Origin of the sequence: Rhodanobacter soli (assembly GCF_039523495.1) — a bacterium.
Classification (GTDB): Bacteria; Pseudomonadota; Gammaproteobacteria; order Xanthomonadales; family Rhodanobacteraceae; genus Rhodanobacter; species Rhodanobacter soli.
This window is the reverse complement of the sequence record NZ_BAAAFK010000001.1, coordinates 886,983-906,422: the sequence shown is the minus strand read 5'-3', so window position 1 is coordinate 906,422 and position 19,440 is coordinate 886,983. Positions and strand designations below refer to the sequence as shown.

Here is a 19,440-nt window from a genome sequence, read left to right as displayed (position 1 = left end):
CCCGAACCACGGCAGGCGGATGACCGCACGATCCACCCGCGGCGCCCCGACCGTGGAACAAAAAGACCCGGCCGCCGACCCAAAGGACCCACGCTTCGGCCAGAAGGACCCGCGCATGGCTCCCTGGAGTCCCGAACGCGAGCGAAAAAGTCCCGCACTCGGGACTATCTGACCCACGCGTCGTGCAAAAAGACCCACGCCCGGGACTGCTCGACCCGAGCGTGGCTCGAAAAGAGCGGCGCCTGGCACACCCAAGCCCCGCGATCGGGTCTTTTTGCGCGGCGAACGGGGCTTTCCGTGCGGCAGGCCGCGTGCCGCTTGGGCCACGCGGCCCCGCCCCGTACAATTCCCCCTTCACGCCCCAACCACCGCGCGCGCCGACGGCGCGCCATCGCGAGTCCCCATGGAAAAGAGTTTCGAGCCCGCCCAGATCGAGTCGAAGTGGTACGAGCGCTGGGAAGCCAGCGGCGCGTTCCAGCCGTCGGGCAAGGGCGAGCCGTACTGCATCCTGCTGCCGCCGCCGAACGTCACCGGCACGCTGCACATGGGGCATGCGTTCCAGCAGACGGTGATGGACATGCTGGTGCGCTACCAGCGCATGCGCGGCATGAACACGCTGTGGCAGGTCGGTACCGACCATGCGGGCATCGCCACGCAGAAGATCGTGGAGAACCAGCTCGCGGTCGAGGAGAAGAGCCGGCACGACCTGGGCCGCGATGCATTTATCGAGCGGGTGTGGAAGTGGAAGGAGGAGTCCGGCTCCACCATCACCAACCAGATGCGCCGCATCGGTGCCGCCGCCGACTGGTCGCGCGAGCGCTTCACCATGGACGAAGGTCTGTCGGCCGCAGTGCGCAAGGTGTTCATCGACTGGTATCGCGCGGGGCTGATCTATCGCGGCAACCGGCTGGTGAACTGGGACCCGGTGCTGGGTACCGCGGTGTCCGATCTGGAAGTGAACAACGTCGAGCGCGACGGCCACATGTGGTCGATCCGCTATACCGTCACCGGCAGCGATGACAGCCTGGTGGTTGCCACGACCCGGCCGGAAACGATGCTGGGCGACGTCGCCGTGGCCGTGCATCCGGAGGATGAGCGCTACTCGCACCTCGTTGGCAAGATGCTGACCCTGCCGCTGACCGGCCGGCAGATCCCGGTCATCGCAGACGACTACGTGGACCGTGATTTCGGTACCGGTTGCGTGAAGATCACCCCGGCACACGATTTCAACGACTACGCCATCGGGCAACGCCACAAGCTGGCTCCCATCACCATCTTCACGCTGGATGCGAAGGTCAACGACAACGCACCGGAAAAATATCGCGGCATGGACCGCTACGACGCGCGCAAACTCATCCTCGCCGAGCTCGACGCTGCCGATCTGCTGGTCGAGACCAAGCCGCACAAGCTGCAGGTGCCGGTGAGCCAGCGTTCGGATGCGGTAATCGAGCCAATGCTGACCGATCAGTGGTTCGTCGACCTGACCTCGGACGTCCAGAAGGACGGACGTCCGGGCGGGCGCGAGGCAATCACCCAGCCGGCACTGGACGCGGTGCGTTCGGGCGAGATCAAGTTCGTGCCGGAGAACTGGGCGAACACGTACACCCAGTGGCTGGACAACATCCAGGACTGGTGCATCAGCCGCCAGCTGTGGTGGGGCCATCGCATCCCGGCGTGGTACGACGAGAACGGCAACATCTTCGTGGGCGAGGACGAAGCCGACGCGCGCGCCAACGCCACTACCCAACCGGTCGGCACGCTGCGCCAGGACGACGATGTACTCGATACCTGGTTCAGTTCGGCGTTGTGGCCCTTCTCCACGCTGGGCTGGCCCGCCAACGGACCGGTGAAGAACGAGCGCGGCGAGATCGTCGCGAACTGGGAGCAGGACAAAATTTTCCTGCCCAGCGCGGTGCTGGTCACCGGCTTCGACATCATCTTCTTCTGGGTCGCCCGCATGGTGATGGCGACCAAGTACTTCACCGGTCGGATCCCGTTCCGCGAGGTCTACATCAACGCCATCGTGCGTGATGCGGAAGGCCAGAAGATGTCCAAGTCCAAGGGCAACACGCTCGACCCGCTGGACCTGATCGACGGCATCGCGCTGGAACCGCTGGTGGCGAAATCCACCAAGTCGCTGCTGATCCCGCAGGTGCGTGCCAAGGTCGAGAAGCGCATCCGCAAGGATTACCCCGACGGCATCCCCGCGATCGGCACCGACGCGCTGCGCTTCACCTTCGCCGCGCTGGCCAGCTACAGCCGTACGATCAACTTCGACATCAAGCGCGCCGAAGGCTACAAGGCGTTCTGCAACAAGCTGTGGAACGCGGCGCGATTCGTGTTGATGAATCTGCCGGAGGGCGAGATCGCTGCACCCGCTGGCGCGCCAGTGACCGAGGCCGAGCGCTGGATCCTCACCCGCCTCAAGCAGACGCTGGGCGACGTCGAACAGCACTTCACCAGCTATCGCTTCGATCACCTCGCGCAGGCGCTGTACGAGTTCACCTGGAACGAACTGTGCGACTGGTTCCTCGAACTGGCCAAGCCTGCCCTGAGCAAGGCCGAAGGGCCGGCGTTGAACGGTGAGGACGCCGTCGCTGCCGCATCGACCCGGCACACCTTGCTGGTCGTGCTGGAAAGCGTGCTGCGCGCGCTGCATCCGGTGATTCCGTTCATCACCGAGGAAATCTGGCAGTCGGTGGCACCGAAGCTTGGCCTGACCGAAGACAGCCTGATGCAGCGACCTTGGCCGCGCGCCGAAGACATCGTTGCCGATGACGCGGCGACGGCCGAGATCGAGTGGTTCAAGAACGTGCTCAGCGGCGTCCGCAAGATCCGTTCCGAGATGAACATCTCCCCCGCCAAGGCCATCCCGCTGCTGCTCGCCGATGGTGATGCCAACGATCGCGCCCGCGTGGCGAAGTTCGCCGCCCAGATCGCCTTCCTCGCCCGCACCGAAGCGCCGCAGTGGATCGACAGCAGCGCCGACGAGCCGGCCGCGGCCGCGGCCATGGTCGGCACGCTGCGCGTGCTGATCCCGCTCGCCGGGCTGATCGACCTCGGCGCCGAAAAGACGCGTCTGGCCAAGGAAATCGGCCGCATCGAAGTCGAGATCAGAAGGTGCGAAGGCAAGCTTGGCAATGCCAGCTTCGTCGCCAACGCACCCGCCGACGTGGTCACCCAGGAGCGCCAGCGCATCGCCGACTGGAATACCACGCTGGGCGCATTGCGCGAGCAGGCGGCGAAATTGAACGGATAAGCGCCGCCCCCTTGGAAGAGAGGCTGGGCGAGGGGATCTACTGCGCCCCTTGCGCTTCAGACAAAAGCACCCTCGCCTATTTCGCGATATGGCCCCCGGCCATATCGCCGGCAATCTCGAGCACCATGACGATCGCATCCTCGCGCCCATGGCGCGCCGGGTAATAACGCGGCCGGCGGCCGATCTCATGGAACCCCACCGACTCGTACAGCGTCTTCGCCAGCGGGTTCGACGGGCGCACCTCGAGGAATACCCGCTCGGCGCCGTTCCAGCGTGCGATGTCGAGCAGGCGACCCAGCAGGTGCCGGCCCAGGCCGCGGCCGCGCCAGTCCGGTCCGATACACAAGTTCAGCACGTGCGCTTCGCCGGCGCCCATCGACAGGATGCCGTAGCCGGCGATCGCCTCGTCCACGCACAGCACCCAGCACGGGTGCCCGGCCTTCACGCAATCACTGAAGATGCCCGCCGACCAGGGGAATTCATAGGAGGCATTCTCCAGCGCGCTGACCGTATCCAGGTCTTCGGCCCGCATGCCGCGCACCTGGATCACCGGCTTGATCACGGCGACCATGGCGTTTAGCTATCCGCAACGGCCAGCGCGCGGCGCACACTGCGCAGCGCGTTCCACAGCCGTCGCTTGGCCCCGGCACTGCTCAGCACCAGCGCCGGCTCATCGGCCAGCACGATCTGCGCCTGATGCATCACCGCCGCCGGCAGCGCGCGACCCAGCGCGTGCGCCTGCGCTTCGCCGAACACCAGGTAGGCTCGCGCCTCGGGCACGTCCGCGGCCAGCTGGCCGCCGCTCACCGTGACTCGTGCGGCGCGCGCCAGGGCGGCGCCGCACGCATTTAGCGCACGGCCGACCAGGTCGAGTTCGCGCGTGCCGCAATCCTGCGGCAACACCACCACGCAGGCGACGTTGGCCGCCATCTCCGACGCGGCCGCCGCAACAACGGCAGGCGCCACACGCCGTTGCCATGGCGTCACGCCCAGCGCACGCAATACGCGGGCGCGACGGTCGGCGCTGACGCGCTGGCGCGGCAGGGCGCTCATGCCGCGCTGCGCCGTGCCCGGCGCCGATGCGTGGCCAGGCTCCAGATGGTCCATACCGGGCCGGACAACAGATAAAGCGTGAAGCCGGCGAACAGCACGCGCGGCGTGTCCAGGATCAGCAAGGCCAGCAGCAGCACCGCGACCACCATCCACACGAACGGCACCCGTTGGCGATCGCCCATCGGCAGCGACTTGAAACTGAAATAGCGGAAACGGCTGACCATCAGCAGACCGACCACGATCGCGATCACCGGCGTGATGAAGCAGAAATCGCTGCCGGCCAGGCCGAACTTGTCCACGCTCCACACGAACGACATGCACACCGCCGCCGCAGCCGGGCTGGCCAGCCCCTGGAAATAACGCTTGTCGGCCACGCCGACCTGGGTATTGAAGCGCGCCAACCGCAACGCGGCGCAGGCGGCGTAGATAAACGCGGCGGCCCAGCCCAGCTTGCCCCACAGCGGGCCGAAATCGCGCAGCGTCGACAACGACCACGTATACATCACCAGCGCCGGCGCCAGCCCGAAACTGACCAGGTCGGACAGCGAGTCGTATTGCACGCCGAACTCAGTCTGGGTGCCGGTCATCCGTGCCACCCGACCGTCCATGCCGTCCAGCACCGCCGCGATGAATACCGCCACCGCCGCCTCGGTGTAGCGGCCGCCGATGCTGGCGATGATCGCGTAGAAACCCGCAAACATCGCCCCCGTGGTGAACAGGTTCGGCAGCAGGTAGATCCCCCGATGACGGGGCGGACGGACAGGCAATGGCTCGCTCATGAATCAATCCGTGACAGGATGCGCGCAGTGTAAACCATCGGCTGCTTGAGTCCGGCACGCCGGAGTGATAACAAGGTGAACCTGATATTTCACGCAAACATGGAGAACACCATGCATCGTTCGCTGATTGCCGTGGCGCTGCTGTTGCTGGCCCCGCTGGCTGTTGCCCAGGTCTACAAATGGACGGACACCAGCGGCACCGTGCACTACTCGGAAGCGCCGCCGGCACAGGGCACGAAGTATGAGAAGGTGACCACCACCGGCACGGTGGAACCGCTGGCCGCACCGGCGTCCAGCGAAGCGGCGGAAAGCAGGGAAGCCCCGGCCGAGCCCGCCAAACCGGTGGCCGACACGCCGGAAAACCGCAGCAAGATGTGCGCATCGCTGAAGTCCAACCTCACCGCACTGCAGGGCGGCGGTCCGGTGGTGATGCAGCAGGACGGCAAGACCGTCGCGCTCGACGACGCCCAGCGCAAGCAGCAGATCGCCTCGGCGCAGGCGCAATACGATCAGTTCTGCCTGCAGGCCCGCTAAGTCATCACCCATGCTGCAGCACCCGGCGGCATCGGGTCGGCCGGTGCCGCAGCATGGTCTGCGACGGTGACGGCAGCCCGCTACAATGGGCGTCTTCATTCACGCCGGAACCGCCCGCATGCGCCTCAGCCAATTCCACCTGGCCACCGTCAAGGAAGTCCCTGCCGACGCCGAAATCGCCAGCCATCGGCTGATGCTGCGCGCCGGCATGATCCGCAAGCTGGCCTCCGGCCTGTACACCTGGAGCCCGCTGGGCCTGCGCGTGCTGCGCAAGGTGGAAAACATCGTGCGCGAGGAAATGGACCGCGCCGGGGCGATCGAAATGCTGATGCCGTCGGTGCAGCCGAAGGAACTGTGGGAAGAAACCGGCCGCTGGGAGAAATTCGGTGGCCAGCTGCTGAAAATCAAGGATCGCAAGGGCCAGGAATTCTGCTATGGCCCGACCCATGAAGAAGTGGTTACCGACTTTGCCCGCAACGAGCTGAAAAGCTACAAGCAGCTGCCAGTCAACTTCTACCAGATCCAGACCAAGTTCCGTGACGAGATCCGCCCGCGCTTCGGCGTGATGCGTGCACGCGAATTCCTGATGAAGGACGCTTATTCATTTCACCTGACCCAGGAATCGCTGGCCGAGACCTACGCGGTGATGTACCAGGCTTATTCGCGCATTTTCACCCGGCTCGGCCTGACCTTCCGCGCCGTGCAGGCCGATACCGGCGCCATTGGCGGCAATGCCAGCCACGAATTCCAGGTGCTGGCCGATTCCGGTGAGGATGCCATCGTGTTTTCCGACGGCTCCGATTACGCCGCGAATATCGAAAAGGCCGAGGCGCTGGCGCCGGCCGCCGGACGCCCTGCCCCTGCTGCCGCCTTGCAGCGGGTCGACACGCCCACCCAAAGGACCATCGACGACATCGCCAGCTTCCTCCAGGTCAGCCCGCAGCAGTGCGTGAAGACCCTGCTGGTACGTGGTCGCGACGGCCTGGTCGCGCTGTGCCTGCGCGGCGACCACGAGATCAACGCGGTCAAAGCCGGCAAGCTGGCCGAACTGCCGGACGAATCGGTGCTCGCCAGCGAAGAGGAAATCCTCGCCGCCACCGGCACGCGTCCCGGCTTCATCGGCCCGGTCGGCCTGCCGGCGTCGATCCCGGTGATCGTCGACCGCGACGCTGCGGTGCTCGCCGACTTCGTCTGCGGCGGCAACGTCGATCGCACGCACTGCACCGGCGCGAACTGGGACCGTGATGCGCGCATCACCCGCATTGCCGACCTGCGCAACGTGGTCGAGGGCGACCTTTCCCCCGACGGCAACGGCGTGCTGCACCTCGCCCGCGGCATCGAGGTCGGCCACGTGTTCCAGCTGGGCACCAAGTACGCCGAGGCGCTCGACGCCACCGTGGTGGACGAAACCGGCAAGCCGCAGGTGATGACCATGGGCTGCTACGGCATCGGCGTCAGTCGCATCGTCGCCGCCGCCATCGAGCAGCGTCACGACGAAGCCGGCATCCTCTGGCCGGAAGCGATGGCACCGTGGCGGGTGGTGGTGTGCGTGATCAATCCGAAGCACTCGCCCGCCGTCAGTGCGGCGGCCGAGGCGCTGTACCAGGCGCTGGGCCAGCGCGGCATCGAGGCCTTGCTGGACGATCGCGGCGTACGTGCCGGCAGCATGTTCGCCGACATGGAACTGATCGGCATTCCGCACCGCGTCGTGGTCAGCGAACGCGGGCTGGCCGCGGGCACCTTGGAATATCGCGCCCGCGAAGACAGCGAAAGCCGGCCACTCGGCGAAGACGAATTGTTTGCCTTGCTTGACTGACCCGGTCAGTCGCCGCATTAACCGAAACGGCCGCCCGGTGCGGCCGTTTTTCATTTGCCATGACGAGATCGGCGAACTTGGTTAATTCAAAATCGGTCACATTATTAATCAATCTCAATGTGAATATACATTTCACACGGTGCATTGCGCTTTACAAGGATTCTGGAAATCAGCGAGAATCAGCTCTGCAACAGATGCCAGTGCGTCCGGCTTTGTCCCAATAATGGCCAGACCATAGCCAGACCCTCTGATTGTCGATACTCACCCGGGAGTCCATCATGGCCGTCGATATCAAGAACCTCAATCACAACCAGCTCAATGACCTGATCAGCAAGGCACAGGTTCGCCAGAACGAATTGCGCAAGGAAAAGGTGGTCAAGCTGCGTGAAAAAGTGCATGCGTTGATCAAGGCCGAGGGCTATTCCTTCGAGGACATCTTCGGCAGCGTGCGCGGCAAGGCCAAGCGCACCACCGGTACCGTCGCGCCGAAATACCGCAACCCGGCCAATCCCGCACAAACCTGGTCCGGCCGCGGCAAGCGTCCGCACTGGTTCAACGATGCGTTGAAAGCCGGCAAGAAGGAAAAGGATCTGGCGATCTGATCGCCCGTTCCACGGCTGCAATGAAAACGCCGGCCTTGTGCCGGCGTTTTCATGTTGATTCCAAGGTAATGCCAAATTCGCTTGAGCGGGCAAACGTGCCCAGCGAGTTCGTCGTCTTGACGGCAAGGCGACAGGAAGAATATGTCTCCGCCTACTTTTGTTTTACAGAGAGCGGCGTGGGGAAACCAGCAGGTCGCCGAACATCAACCCCGCCACCAGCGAAACCAGCAGGGTTATCAGCAGCAGGCCGGTATCCAGACTCAGCGTGGTATCGCGTTCGAGCAGGAACGACACGCTGCGAAAGCCCACGCTGCCCGGCACCAGCAGCAGGATGCCCGGCTCACGGATGACCGCACCCGGGCGGTGCGCGAAGCGCGCATACACGTTCGCCAGTGCGCCCAGCAGCAGCCCGCCCAGGAACACGCCCACCGGCGCGCCCGGCAGCGAGCCGGAGATCGCCCCGCCCCAGCGCGTGGCCAGGTAGCCCACCATCACCGCCACGATGACCACCGGCCAGTCGCGCCGGGCCGCGCGGAACAGGATCGCGAACGCGATCGCCGCGACCAGCAGGGCCGGGTAATCGGTCCAGGTCGGCAGTGCCGGCAGCGCGAAGTCGCGGGCCGTGATGCCCACCGCGGCACACAGCTGGGTCGCCGCAATGGTGCCGAAAGTGAGCTTGAGCAGGGTCGACATCGCGCCGCCCATGCGCGCCATGCCGGAAACCAGGTGCTGGCTGGAAATTTCGCGCACGGCGTTGGTCAGCGACATGCCGGGCACCAGGATGATCAGGCTGGCCAGCACCACCGACTTGATCGCCAGCGGCACCACGAACGCGCTCACCACGATCGTCACCGTGGTCGCCACCAGCGCGCAGATCGCATCGCTGGCCACCGCCAGCCGCGGCCGGCTGGCTGCGAGCAGGGTGATGCAACCGATGATCGCACCGATCGCGCCGGCCACCACCAGGTCCACCCAGGAGCTGTGCAGGAATAACGCCGCGATGCTGGCGGCGGACAAACCGTAACTGGCGATCGAGCCGATCTTCTCGCGCCGCGTGTCCGGTCGGCCCAGTTCGCGCAGCCGACGGAAGCCCTCGCGCAGACCGAGTTCGCCCGCGATCGCGCGGTCGGCGATGTCGTCGGCCTGGCACAACCGCTCCAGGTTCACCTCGCCCGGCGCCAGCCGCATCACCTGGGTGGTCTGCGCCACGCCTTCCTCGCCCTGGGCCGTGTCGGCGAAGGAAATGATGATCGCGGTAGGGCTGGACCAGACGTCGGCGGACAGCCCCAGCCGCAGCGCCGCACCGGCGACCGCCATCTCCAGCCGCGGCGCCGAGGTGCCGTACTGGTGCAGCCGCCGCGCCAGTTCCAGCAGGAACGCGATGCGCGTGTTCAGCGCCGTGGTGGCGAACTGTTGCTGGGTGATGGTCTCGCCCGCGCTCATGCCGCCGCGCGGACCTGCAACGTGGTGCCCTCGACGGCCACCACCTCCACCGTGGTGCCCAGCGGCAGGTCCGGCCCGCTGACCAGCCACTGGCCGTCGCCCACGCGGGCCTTGCCACGACCGTTGACGATCGGCTCGATCAGCTCGTAGCGCTGGCCGATCAACTGCTCGGCGCGGCGGTTCAGCCGCTCACCGCCGGGCGCGCGGCGCTCCAGCCGGGGCCGCAGCCAGCGTGCGTAGCTCACGCAGAAGGCGAACGCGAGCAGGCCGAACAGCACCGCCTGCACCAGCAGGCCCAGCGTCGGATCGACCCACAGCACCACGCCCATCGCAGCGGCGGCCAGGCCGATCCACAGCAGGAAATAGCCGGGCAGCAGCAACTCGCCGGCGATCAGCAGCAGCGCCAGGATCCACCACAGGTAATGCGTCGAGAGCTCCCACATCGTCGTGCCCTCAGCGCAGCGGCGGCTGGATGGCGGCCGGCTTCTGCTGCTGGCCGAGCGACTCCTTCGCCAGTTCGGCGATGCCGGCCAGCGAGCCGAGAATGCCGGTGGCCTCGATCGGCAGCAGCAGCATCTTCTGGTTCGGCGACTTGGCCATTTCCTTCAGCGCCTCGACGTAGTTGTTGGCGACGAAGTAGTTCAGCGCGTTGACGTTGCCGTTGGCGATCGCGTCGGACACCATCGTGGTCGCCTTCGCTTCGGCCTCGGCCGAACGCTCGCGCGCCTCGGCCGTGCGGAACGCAGCCTCCTTCTCGCCTTCGGCGGCCAGGATCACCGACTGCTTCTCGCCCTCGGCCTTGAGAATCGCCGCCTGGCGGAAGCCCTCGGCGTCGAGGATGTTCGCGCGCTTCTCGCGCTCGGCCTTCATCTGCCGCGCCATTGCGTCGACCAGGTCGCGCGGCGGCGCGATGTCCTTGATCTCGATGCGGTTGACCTTGACGCCCCATGGATGGGTCGCCTCGTCCACCACCTTGAGCAGCTTGGCGTTGATCGCATCGCGCTGACTCAACGACTCGTCCAGATCCATCGAGCCGAGCACGGTGCGGATATTGGTCATGATCAGCGCCAGCGACGCCTGCTCCAGGTTGGACACCTCATACGCCGCCTTGGACGCGTCCAGCACCTGGTAGAACACCACGCCGTCGACGCGCACCACCGCGTTGTCCTTGGTGATCACGTCCTGGCTGGGCACGTCCAGCACCTGCTCCATCATGTTGATCTTGCGACCCACCGCCTGGTAGATCGGGATCAGGAAATGCAGCCCCGGACTCAGCGTGCGGGTGTACTTGCCGAACGTCTCCACCGTCCATTCGAAGCCCTGCGGCACGATGCGCACCAGCTTGGCCACGCCGATGATGACGACGAACACGATAACCAACGCAAGTAGCTGTCCCATTGCCCACCCCATGTCCTGAAGAAGACTCGAGTATAGGCGAGGCGGTGCCGCTTCGAGCGCTATCGGGCAGCTGCCTGCGGCAGGCGCAGGCTCACCCGCAGGCCGCCGCCCTCGCGGTTGGCCAGCAGCACGCGGCCGCCGTGTGCCTCGGTGATCTCGCGCGCCAGTGCCAGGCCCAGCCCGGTGCCGGAACGCTTGGTCGAATAGAACGGCAGCAGCGCCTGGGCCAGCACCGTCTCGCTCATGCCGGGGCCGCGATCGGCCACCTCGATGCGCAGTTCGTTGCCGACATCCAGGATCGACAGCGTGACTTCGTCGTCCGGCCCGCCCGACTCGTGCGCGTTCTTGATCAGGTTGATCAGCACCTGCTCGATCTGCACCGCATCGAAACGCCCCGGCCGCGCCGGCACCGGTGCCGCCAGGCGGTACTGGCAATGCAGTGCCAGTCCGTCGAGGAACGGCTTCCACTCGATGTCCACCGGCTGCGGCGTGGGCAGCTTGGCGAAGCTGGCGTAGCCGGCGATGAAGCGATGCAGATGCAGCGCGCGTTCGCCGATGGTGGCGAACACGCCGGGCAGCCGCTCGATCTGGCCGCGGCGGGCCAGCTCCGCGCCGGAGTGCGCCAGCGAGGTGATCGGCGCCAGCGAATTGTTGAGCTCGTGGCTGATCACCCGGATCACCCGCTTCCAGGTCGCCACCTCCTGCCGCGACAGCTCGCGCGTCATGCGCCGGAACAGGTGCAGCCGATGCGGCCGGCCCTGCAGGCGGAACGCGCGCTGCGACAGGTGGAAGGTTTCCTCGCTGCCCTCCATCTCCACGCTGAGCAGGGCATCCTCGCCGCTGTCCACCGCCTTGCGCAGCGCCTCGGGCGCATCGGCCAGCAACTCGGCGAAGTCCAGCCCGACCAGGCTGCGGCCTTCGTTGAACAAATGCCGCGAGGCGATGTTCGCGTAGGCGACCCGGCCGACCGCATCGGTCAGCACCAGCGCCACCGGGGTGTTCTGCACCACCGTGTCCAGCAGTAGCTCGCGCTGCACCAGATGCTGGCGCTGTTCGCGCAAGGTGTGCCCCAGCGCGTTGTGCATGCGGATCAGCTCGCCCAGCTCGTCGCGCCGGTCGACCGCGATCGAGAAGCTGAAATCGCCGTCGCGATAACTGGCCACTGCGCCTTCCAGCGCGCGCAGCAGCCGGCTCACCGGCGCCATCACCCGGCCGGCCAGCCAGAACGACAGCGGCAGCAGCACGATCACGCTGGCCAGCAGGCCGCCGTAGATGCCCAGCTGCATTGGCGTACGTATCGACAGCGCCAAGTCCTTGCGCAGCCACACCAGCAATTGCGGCAGCGGCCACTGGGTGACGCCGGCGTAGATCAGCGCACCGGCCAGGCCAGCCACGGCCAGCAGCAGGGTCAGCCGCCCCTGCAGCGAATTCAGGCGACGCCACATCGGCTGTTCTCCTCGACGGGGGAAAGCCGACTCAATGGCACCTGGCGTCCATCGGGGTCATCGCGCAGTCGAGCGGCGGCCGCCCGCCCACCCAGGCACGCTCGGTACCCAGCACCGCGGCGCGGTCCATCGGGCGCGGCGGCGGCTTGTTCAGCACGCCGCCCTCGCGGCCATCGCTGAACCTGAACGGGCTTTTCTTCGACTCCGCGAGGATCGTCGGCGAACCGAGCCGATACTCGATCGGGCTGGCGGCGGCGGGCCGCAAGGCCCAGTCTTCGTGGAAACCCGATGGCCCCCGTGCCAGGGCTGCACCGGCCGTCAGCCAGGCGGCAACAAGCATGATCCGGCGATATCGCATGACGCCTCCCCTGCTGGATACATGCCGTCATCTTTCTACGCCTTCAGGGTCAAGGACAAGCATCGCCGTCACATATCGATCAAGCCGTGGTCGCCAGGCCGTAGCGTTCCATCCGCCGATACAGCGCCTGGCGCGACAGGCCCAGATTCTGCGCCGCACGACTGACCACGCCGCCGGCCTTGTGCAGGGCAGCTTCCACCGTCTCGCGGCTGGGCTCGTCGAGGTTGCGCGCGGCCGCCGCAACATGCTGCGGCAGGTTGAGCAGCTCGGGTGTGATCGGATTGCCGCCGGCCAGCAGCGCGGCGCGCTCGATCGCATTCTTCAACTCGCGCACATTGCCCGGCCACGGGTAACCCAGCAAGGCCTCGCGCGCCGCGTCACCCAGTTCGGCACGACCGTCCAGAAAGAACTCGGCCAGCGGCATGATGTCGTCGATGCGCTCGGCCAGCGGCGGCAGGTTTACCTCGATCACATTGAGCCGGTAGTACAGATCCTCGCGGAACGTGCCGGCCTGGATCATCGCCTTGAGGTCGGCATTCGTCGCCGACAGCACGCGCACCTTCGCCTGGCGTGTCTTGCCCGAGCCCAGCCGCTCGAACTGGCCGGTCTCCAGCACCCGCAACAGTTTCATCTGGCCGGGCAGCGGCAGGTTGCCGATCTCGTCGAGAAACAGCGTGCCGCCGTCTGCCAGCTCGAAGCGGCCTTCGCGCGCCTTGTTCGCACCGGTGTAGGCGCCGGCCTCGGCACCAAACAGCTCGGCCTCGATCAGCTCGCCCGGCAGCGCACCGCAATTCACTGCGACGAACGGGCCGCGCTTCACGGCAGAGTTTGCGTGCACGATCGCCGCGATGCGCTCCTTGCCGGTGCCGTTCGGGCCGGTGATCAGCACCGGCACCTCCGAGCGGGCGATCTGGCAGGCCAGATTGAGCGTGCGCCCCATCGCTTCGGAAGCGAACACCAGCCCGTCCAGATCGTATTTACTCTGCAACAACTCGCGGCGCTGGCGCCGCTCGCGCCGGTTGCGGGCGATCTCGCGGGTGGATTCGGACAGTTCCAGCAGGTTCTCCACCGTGGCCAGCAGCTTGTTGTCGTCCCACGGCTTCGCCAGGTAATCGGCGGCCCCGGCTTTGACCAGTTCCACCGCGGTCTCCAGGTGCGTCCACGCGGTGAGCAGGATGACCGGCAGGTCCGGGTGACGTTCGCGGATCGCCCGGAACAGCGCCACGCCCTCCTCGCCCGAGGTGGTGTCGGCGGTGAAATTCATGTCCTGGATCACCACGTCGACCGCCTCGCGCTGCAGCAGCGCCAGCCCCTCGTCCGGCGTCAGCGCGGCGAGCGGGCGGATCTCGTGGAGCGACAGCGCCAGCGACAGCGCCTCGCCCACGGCCGGGTTGTCGTCGATGATCAGGACCGTACGCATCTTTCTTCTGCACATGCGGACATGGATGCCGCTCCGGCCTGAAAGGTTGCCATGACTATGGTCACGCGTATACCCGCAGGTCCACTTTTCACACCGACCTCGTCGCCACCACCGGCGGCACCGCCGCCGCGCGCAGCGCGGGGCCCAGCACGGCAAGCTGCCCAAGCCCCCACAGCGCCAGTGCGCCGATCGGCAGGTAGTACAGCGGCAGACGCGGCAGTTCGTAGTGCTGCATCAGCAACAGGTTCAGCGCGAACGCCAGCGCCGTGCCCAGCGCGATGCCGCCACTGACGATCAGGAAATTCTCCGTCTGGAAGTAGCGCAGGATGTCGCCGCGGGTGGCACCCAGCGCGCGGCGGATGCCGATCTGCCGGCGGCGCTGCTGCACCCAGAAGCTGGCCAGGCCGACGATGCCGAGCGCGGTGACCAGCAACAGCGCCAAGATCACGCCGACCAGGATGCCGGCCATCGCGCGATCCGCCTGAAAGTAGCCATCGCGCAGCTCATCGATGCTCCGGCTGGCCGTCTTGTCGAAAACGGCATCCGGCGCAATTTTTGCGAGTGCCGCCGGTACGTCACGCAACACCTGCTGCAACTGCGCAGACTCCGCACGCAACAAGTAGTTGCCGAACAATTGCGCTCCCGGCTGCGTCGGCACGTAGACCGACCATTCGCGGGTAAGCGGTCCGCCCTCGCCGCCGCCCGGTCGCGCAAGATGCTCCAGCACGCCCGCCACGCGAAAGTGGAACTTGTCCATCCAGAATTCCTTGCCCAGCGGATTGGCGTCAGGCCATAGATGCTCGGCCAGCGCTTGCGTCACCCATACCGACGCATCCGCGGGAAGAAAGTTGGCTATCGGCTGGAAATCATCCTGCTTGGGCGGCGGACCGGCCAGCAGGTGAAGGCCCAGCGCCTGGAAGGCACCTGGCCCAGCGGCATAGAAGTCCACCACCCCGCCGGGGTGCTGGCCAGCCGCATCCAGCGTGATGCCGGCCGTGCCGGCGTGATCGCCGAACGGCACCGCGTTGATCACGCTGACCGACTGTACGCCGGGCAGCTTTCCCAGACCGGACAACACGCGCGCATTGAGGTCGCTCGCATTGCAGCCGCCGCAGTCCAGCTTGATCTGCGCGAGCACTTTTTCGTCCACTCCGCTGTGGATGTCCATCGCGCTCACGCGTGCAGCAATCAGGAAGCTGGCGTTGCACAGTACCGCGCAGGCCAGCGCGATCTCCAGCGCAATCAGCAGGGTGGCGAGGCGATGGTGGCGCAACGCGGAAAGTATCGGGCGCATTTGCATGGCGGGTTTCCTCAAAGCACTTTCAGCTGCAACGCCGGCACTACGCGACTTGCACGCACCGCCGGCAGCAGCCCGGCCAGCAGACTGGTGGCGATCGCAAGAACGAAGGTGGTCAGGAACATCGGCAGATCGAGATGGATGATGTCGGCATAGTCCGTAGGCTGCCGGCGCATCAGCCACAGGCCAGCAAGCGTCAAAAGCCAGCCCCCGATGCCACCGAGCAGGCCGACCAAGCCAGCTTCCACCAGGCACTGCGCAAACACCGCGCCGCGCGTGGCGCCCAGTGCACGACGCACGCCAAGCTCGCCGCTACGGCGCAGGAACTTCGCCAGCAGCAGGCCCACGGTGTTGAACAGGCAGATGGCGAGAAAGGCGAAGGCCAGCCACATTTGCAAGCGCACGTCGCTCGGCACCACGCCCACGTAGTCCAGCCACTGCATCAGATCACGCAAGCGCGTGACGGTGCTGGTGAAACGGCCAGCCGCTTTTTGTTGCGCGGCGTAGTCGGCGACGAAACGTCGATACGCATCCGCCTTGGCCGCATCGTCGAGCTGCACCCACAACGTGACCCAATTGCAGGGCGCATCCTGCAAGTGACCCGGTGTATCCGGAATATGCCAGCAATTGTATTGCTGGAAATGACCGTCGTTGATCTCCAACCCGGTGGAAAACGGTGTCATCACGTCCTGCGGTTTGGTATAGGCGCCCCAGACTTCGTAGAACAGCGGTACGGGTCGCCACGGCTTGAGCACGCCGACGATGCGCACGTCGCTGCCGCCCAGCCGCAACGTGCGCCCCACGCTGTCCGTGCCGCCAAACAACTTGTCGTTGAGGTCGTCGGAGATAACCGCCACCCGCGAGTGCTTTACATCGTCGTCCGCGCTCCAACTGCTGCCGTAGCGAAATGGCACCTGGAACATCGAGAAGAAGTCGGCGGTGGTCGAGAGCATGTCCAGCCGCAGCGGCGGCAGAGCGGCATCCGGCGCAACCACCTTGATCATGCTGTCCACGATCAGAGCTTGCCGATCGGCGCGATGCGAACTCCACAGATCGACGGCCGAGTGGTAGTCCATCACGACCGATGGTTCCTTGGCGTGCGGCCTGGTGGGATCCGGATTCACCTGCGGAAAGAAAATCTGCCCGCTGCGCCCCGGCAGCGGGTCGCCGGAGAGCAGGTGCATCACCGTCAACGTGGTCATGCTGGCGCCGATGCCCACCGCGATGGCCAGCACCATCAACGCGGTAAGCACCTTGTTGCGCTTCAGACTGCGCAGGGCCAGATCGAGGTAGTACGCGAACATCAAGTGTCTCCTGCAGCCCCGGGAATCGCCGCGCTTCTCGTAGGAGCCCGCTCGCGGGCGATGCTCCTGCTCCAATGCACAATGCGGATCAAATCAAAAGCATCGCCCGCGAGCGGGCTCCTGCGGCCGAATGGAGCCTCATGGCTTCACTCCCCATCACACGCTCCGCGTCGCCACGACCGGCGGTACCGCCGCGGCGCGCAACGCCGGACCGAGCACGGCGACCTGCCCGATCAGCCACAGCACGATTGCGCCGACCGGGAAATAGACGGCCGGAAGTCTCGGCAACTCGTAATGCAACATCAGGAACAGGTTGATGCCGTAGGCCAGCACCATGCCCAGCGCGATGCCGATCGTGGCAAGCAGGAAGTTCTCGGTCTGGAAGTAGTTGAGGATGTTGCGGCGGGTCGCGCCGAGCGCGCGGCGCACGCCGATGGTACGGCGCCGCTGCGCAACCCAGAAGCTGGCCAGGCCGACGATGCCGAGCGCTGTGACGACGAGCAGCGCGACGATCACGCCGAGCAGCATGCCGGCCATCGCACGGTCGTCCTGGAAAAACTTCCGGCGCACTTCGTCGAAGCTTCGCTGGGTGGTTACCACACGTTGCGGGTCGGCCTTCTTCAGTGCAGCCAGCGCGGCGGCCATGACGCTCGTGCGGTCTTCCGGCCGGGTGCGGATCAGGTAGCTCTGATCCTTGTTCGCGCCCATGCGCAGCGGCACCACCACGGTGTATTGCGCTTTGGCCGCGTCGTAGGCATTCGCCCGCGCCAGGCTGTCCAGCACGCCGACCACGCGCAGGCCTACTTCGGGCGTGAGGTAGATGCTGCGGCCCAGCGGGTTCTGCCCCGGCCACAGGCGTTCGGCCAGGGTTTGGGTGATCAGCATCACGTGTGGCAGGCTCTTGATGTCGCCGGTGCCGAGCGCTTTCATCGCCGTATCCGCGTCGACGAAGTCATCGGATTGCAGATCACGCCCGGACACCAGCCGCGTGCCCAGCGTCTGCGGCAGGTTTTCGCCGAAGTAGGTGCCGGCGTTGAGCGTGCGTTCGCGCTGCGTCGGGTCGAGCATGATGTTGCCGTTCGACGACGAACCGCCAAACGGCACCTGGTTGGAGGAAGCCACCGAGAGCACGCCAGGCACCTGCCTGAGCACCGCGAGATCCTCCGCGAGGCGGGCATACGGATTGGACGGCGGCATCACGTCGGCCACCTGGATCTGCAGCAGCTCGTGCTCGGCCACGCCGCTGGGCATGTCCATGCGCTGCAGGCGCTGGCCGATCAGGAACACGGCGTTGCAGACGATCGCGCAGGTCAGCGCGATTTCCAGGATCAGCAACCAAGACGTGAGCTTGTGCCGGCGCAGCGTGGAAAGGATCGGCAGAATGTCCATGCTCGCCTCAGTTGCTCTTCAGTTGCAAGGCCGGCGCGATCTGGCAGGCGCGCCAGGCGGGCAGCAGGCCGGCCAGCAGAGTGGCGCACAACGCCAGCACGAAAGTGGTGAACAGCATGCTCAGGTCCAGGTGGGCCAGCGCGGCATAGTCCGAAGGCCGCTGTCGCACCAGCCATAGTCCGAACAGCGCCAGCAGCAGGCCACCGATGCCGCCGACCAGACCGATCACGCCGGATTCGATCAACAACTGCGCGAACAGCGCGCGACGCGACGCACCCAGCGCACGGCGTACGCCGAGCTCGGCGGCGCGACGCATGAACTTGGCCAGCATCAGCCCTACCGTGTTGACCAGGCAGACCAGCAGAAACCCGAACGCCAATCCGGTCTGCAAGCGCACGTCGCCGGGCACCACCATCTGGTAGTCGAGCCACTGCATCACGTTGCGCAGGCGTACGTTCGGCGCACGCTGGAAGCGGCCCAGCGCCTTCTGCTCCTGCGAGTAGTGCACCAGGAACTCCTTGTACGCGGCTGCTTTCGCAGGGCTGTCCAGTTGCACCCAGAACTGCAGCCACACGCAATCGTCCGAAGGCAAGATGTTGCCGACGCCGCCACCGCCATTGCCCCAGCAATCGGACGATCCGTTGCGATCCAGCCGCAGCTCCAGCATGGTCTGCAGCGGCAGGAACACCTGCTCGCCATAGGCGTAGGAGCCCGTGTTGAGATCATAGAAATGCGGGTTCGGCTGCCAGCTGTCCAGCACGCCCACAATGCGGAAGGAAGTGCCAGCCATGCGCAGCGTGCGGCCCATGCTGTTGGCCCCGGCAAACAGCTTGTCGTTGAGCGACCGCGCGATCACCACCTCACGCGCCTTGGCCTCGTCGTCGACCGCATGCCAGCCTCGCCCGTACAGGAACGGCGCGTCGAACATCGCGAAAAAATCCGCCGTGGTGTAACGCGCCTCCACATAGAACGGATCGAGCGAAGACTGCTCGGGCTGGACCGGCACCGAGCCACCGGTCATCAGCGCCTGATGATCCGCGCGTCCAGCCCGCAGCAGATTCAGACCGTCGATCAGAGTGACCTGCTCCGGCGGCTCCTTGCTTGGGTACATGCCCCTGATGTCCTGCGGATCGATTTGCGGGTAGTACAGCTGCCCACTCTTGCCAGGCAGTGGGTCGCCCGACAGCACGTGCAGCACCGTCAGCGTGGTCATGCTGGCGCCGATGCCCAGCGCGATTGCCAGCACCATCAGCGCGGTGAGCGCCTTGTTGCGCCGGAGACTGCGTAGCGCCAGGTCGAGGTAGTAGCCGAACATCGCATCGCTCCAAGAGGTGCCAAACCCC

General features: G+C 66.1%; 17 protein-coding genes. 4 read left to right on the top strand and 13 right to left on the bottom strand.

All coding sequences use genetic code 11. The features are described 5' to 3' along the window. Positions 1-403 precede the first annotated feature (403 nt). Positions 404-3,259 (top strand): valine--tRNA ligase, encoded by a 2,856-nt coding sequence (locus tag ABD024_RS03930; protein WP_343849901.1) that lies wholly within the window; start codon positions 404-406, stop codon positions 3,257-3,259. A 76-nt stretch (positions 3,260-3,335) separates the two neighbouring features. Here ABD024_RS03930 and rimI read toward each other — a convergent pair whose 3' ends face one another. Genes rimI through ABD024_RS03915 form a run of 3 tightly spaced genes read right to left on the bottom strand, consistent with a single transcriptional unit; the run spans position 3,336 to position 5,091 of the window. Beyond that, the gene (gene rimI, locus ABD024_RS03925; protein WP_343849899.1) at positions 3,336-3,830 is read right to left on the bottom strand and encodes a ribosomal protein S18-alanine N-acetyltransferase; all 495 of its coding nucleotides are present in this window, start codon (positions 3,828-3,830) and stop codon (positions 3,336-3,338) included. A gap of 5 nt (positions 3,831-3,835) precedes the next feature. Beyond that, a complete protein-coding gene (locus ABD024_RS03920) occupies positions 3,836-4,312 on the bottom strand; it encodes a hypothetical protein (RefSeq protein ID WP_343849897.1) in 477 nt (158 codons plus the stop codon). After that, positions 4,309-5,091: a CDP-alcohol phosphatidyltransferase family protein gene (locus ABD024_RS03915; protein WP_343849895.1), complete on the bottom strand. Its 783-nt coding sequence runs from the start codon at positions 5,089-5,091 to the stop codon at positions 4,309-4,311. The genes ABD024_RS03920 and ABD024_RS03915 overlap by 4 nt, the downstream gene beginning before the upstream one ends. A 111-nt stretch (positions 5,092-5,202) precedes the next feature. Here ABD024_RS03915 and ABD024_RS03910 point away from each other — a divergent pair, with 111 nt between their 5' ends. The 3 genes from ABD024_RS03910 (at position 5,203) to ABD024_RS03900 (ending at position 8,043) form a co-directional block, all read left to right on the top strand. Next, entirely contained in the window at positions 5,203-5,625 is a 423-nt protein-coding gene (locus ABD024_RS03910) for a DUF4124 domain-containing protein (RefSeq protein ID WP_343849893.1), read from the top strand. A gap of 118 nt (positions 5,626-5,743) precedes the next feature. Then, a complete protein-coding gene (locus ABD024_RS03905) occupies positions 5,744-7,441 on the top strand; it encodes a proline--tRNA ligase (RefSeq protein ID WP_343849891.1) in 1,698 nt (565 codons plus the stop codon). Between the two features lie 278 nt (positions 7,442-7,719). After that, on the top strand, positions 7,720-8,043 hold the full coding sequence (locus ABD024_RS03900; protein ID WP_343849889.1) for an H-NS histone family protein: 324 nt from the start codon (positions 7,720-7,722) through the stop codon (positions 8,041-8,043). A 162-nt stretch (positions 8,044-8,205) separates the two neighbouring features. Here ABD024_RS03900 and ABD024_RS03895 read toward each other — a convergent pair whose 3' ends face one another. The 10 genes from ABD024_RS03895 to ABD024_RS03850 all read right to left on the bottom strand — a co-directional run bounded on the left by ABD024_RS03895 (position 8,206) and on the right by ABD024_RS03850 (position 19,412). Next, positions 8,206-9,486: a threonine/serine exporter family protein gene (locus ABD024_RS03895; RefSeq protein WP_343849887.1), complete on the bottom strand. Its 1,281-nt coding sequence runs from the start codon at positions 9,484-9,486 to the stop codon at positions 8,206-8,208. Further along, positions 9,483-9,929: an NfeD family protein gene (locus tag ABD024_RS03890; protein WP_343849885.1), complete on the bottom strand. Its 447-nt coding sequence runs from the start codon at positions 9,927-9,929 to the stop codon at positions 9,483-9,485. The genes ABD024_RS03895 and ABD024_RS03890 overlap by 4 nt, the downstream gene beginning before the upstream one ends. A gap of 10 nt (positions 9,930-9,939) precedes the next feature. Continuing rightward, positions 9,940-10,884 carry an SPFH domain-containing protein gene (locus ABD024_RS03885; protein ID WP_343849883.1) on the bottom strand — a complete coding sequence of 315 codons (945 nt, stop codon included), beginning with the start codon at positions 10,882-10,884 and terminating at the stop codon, positions 9,940-9,942. A gap of 59 nt (positions 10,885-10,943) precedes the next feature. Continuing rightward, positions 10,944-12,329 (bottom strand): sensor histidine kinase, encoded by a 1,386-nt coding sequence (locus ABD024_RS03880; protein WP_343849881.1) that lies wholly within the window; start codon positions 12,327-12,329, stop codon positions 10,944-10,946. 31 nt (positions 12,330-12,360) lie between these two features. Then, a complete protein-coding gene (locus tag ABD024_RS03875) occupies positions 12,361-12,687 on the bottom strand; it encodes a hypothetical protein (protein WP_343849879.1) in 327 nt (108 codons plus the stop codon). A gap of 79 nt (positions 12,688-12,766) precedes the next feature. Beyond that, positions 12,767-14,107: a sigma-54-dependent transcriptional regulator gene (locus ABD024_RS03870; protein ID WP_343849877.1), complete on the bottom strand. Its 1,341-nt coding sequence runs from the start codon at positions 14,105-14,107 to the stop codon at positions 12,767-12,769. A gap of 88 nt (positions 14,108-14,195) precedes the next feature. Further along, positions 14,196-15,407, bottom strand: a complete 1,212-nt coding sequence (locus ABD024_RS03865) for an ABC transporter permease (protein ID WP_343849875.1) — start codon at positions 15,405-15,407, stop codon at positions 14,196-14,198. Between the two features lie 11 nt (positions 15,408-15,418). Next, the gene (locus tag ABD024_RS03860) at positions 15,419-16,708 is read right to left on the bottom strand and encodes an ABC transporter permease (RefSeq protein WP_343849873.1); all 1,290 of its coding nucleotides are present in this window, start codon (positions 16,706-16,708) and stop codon (positions 15,419-15,421) included. A gap of 156 nt (positions 16,709-16,864) precedes the next feature. Next, positions 16,865-18,097 (bottom strand): ABC transporter permease, encoded by a 1,233-nt coding sequence (locus ABD024_RS03855; RefSeq protein WP_343849871.1) that lies wholly within the window; start codon positions 18,095-18,097, stop codon positions 16,865-16,867. Between the two features lie 7 nt (positions 18,098-18,104). Continuing rightward, entirely contained in the window at positions 18,105-19,412 is a 1,308-nt protein-coding gene (locus tag ABD024_RS03850; protein WP_343849869.1) for an ABC transporter permease, read from the bottom strand. Between the last annotated feature and the right edge of the window lie 28 nt (positions 19,413-19,440).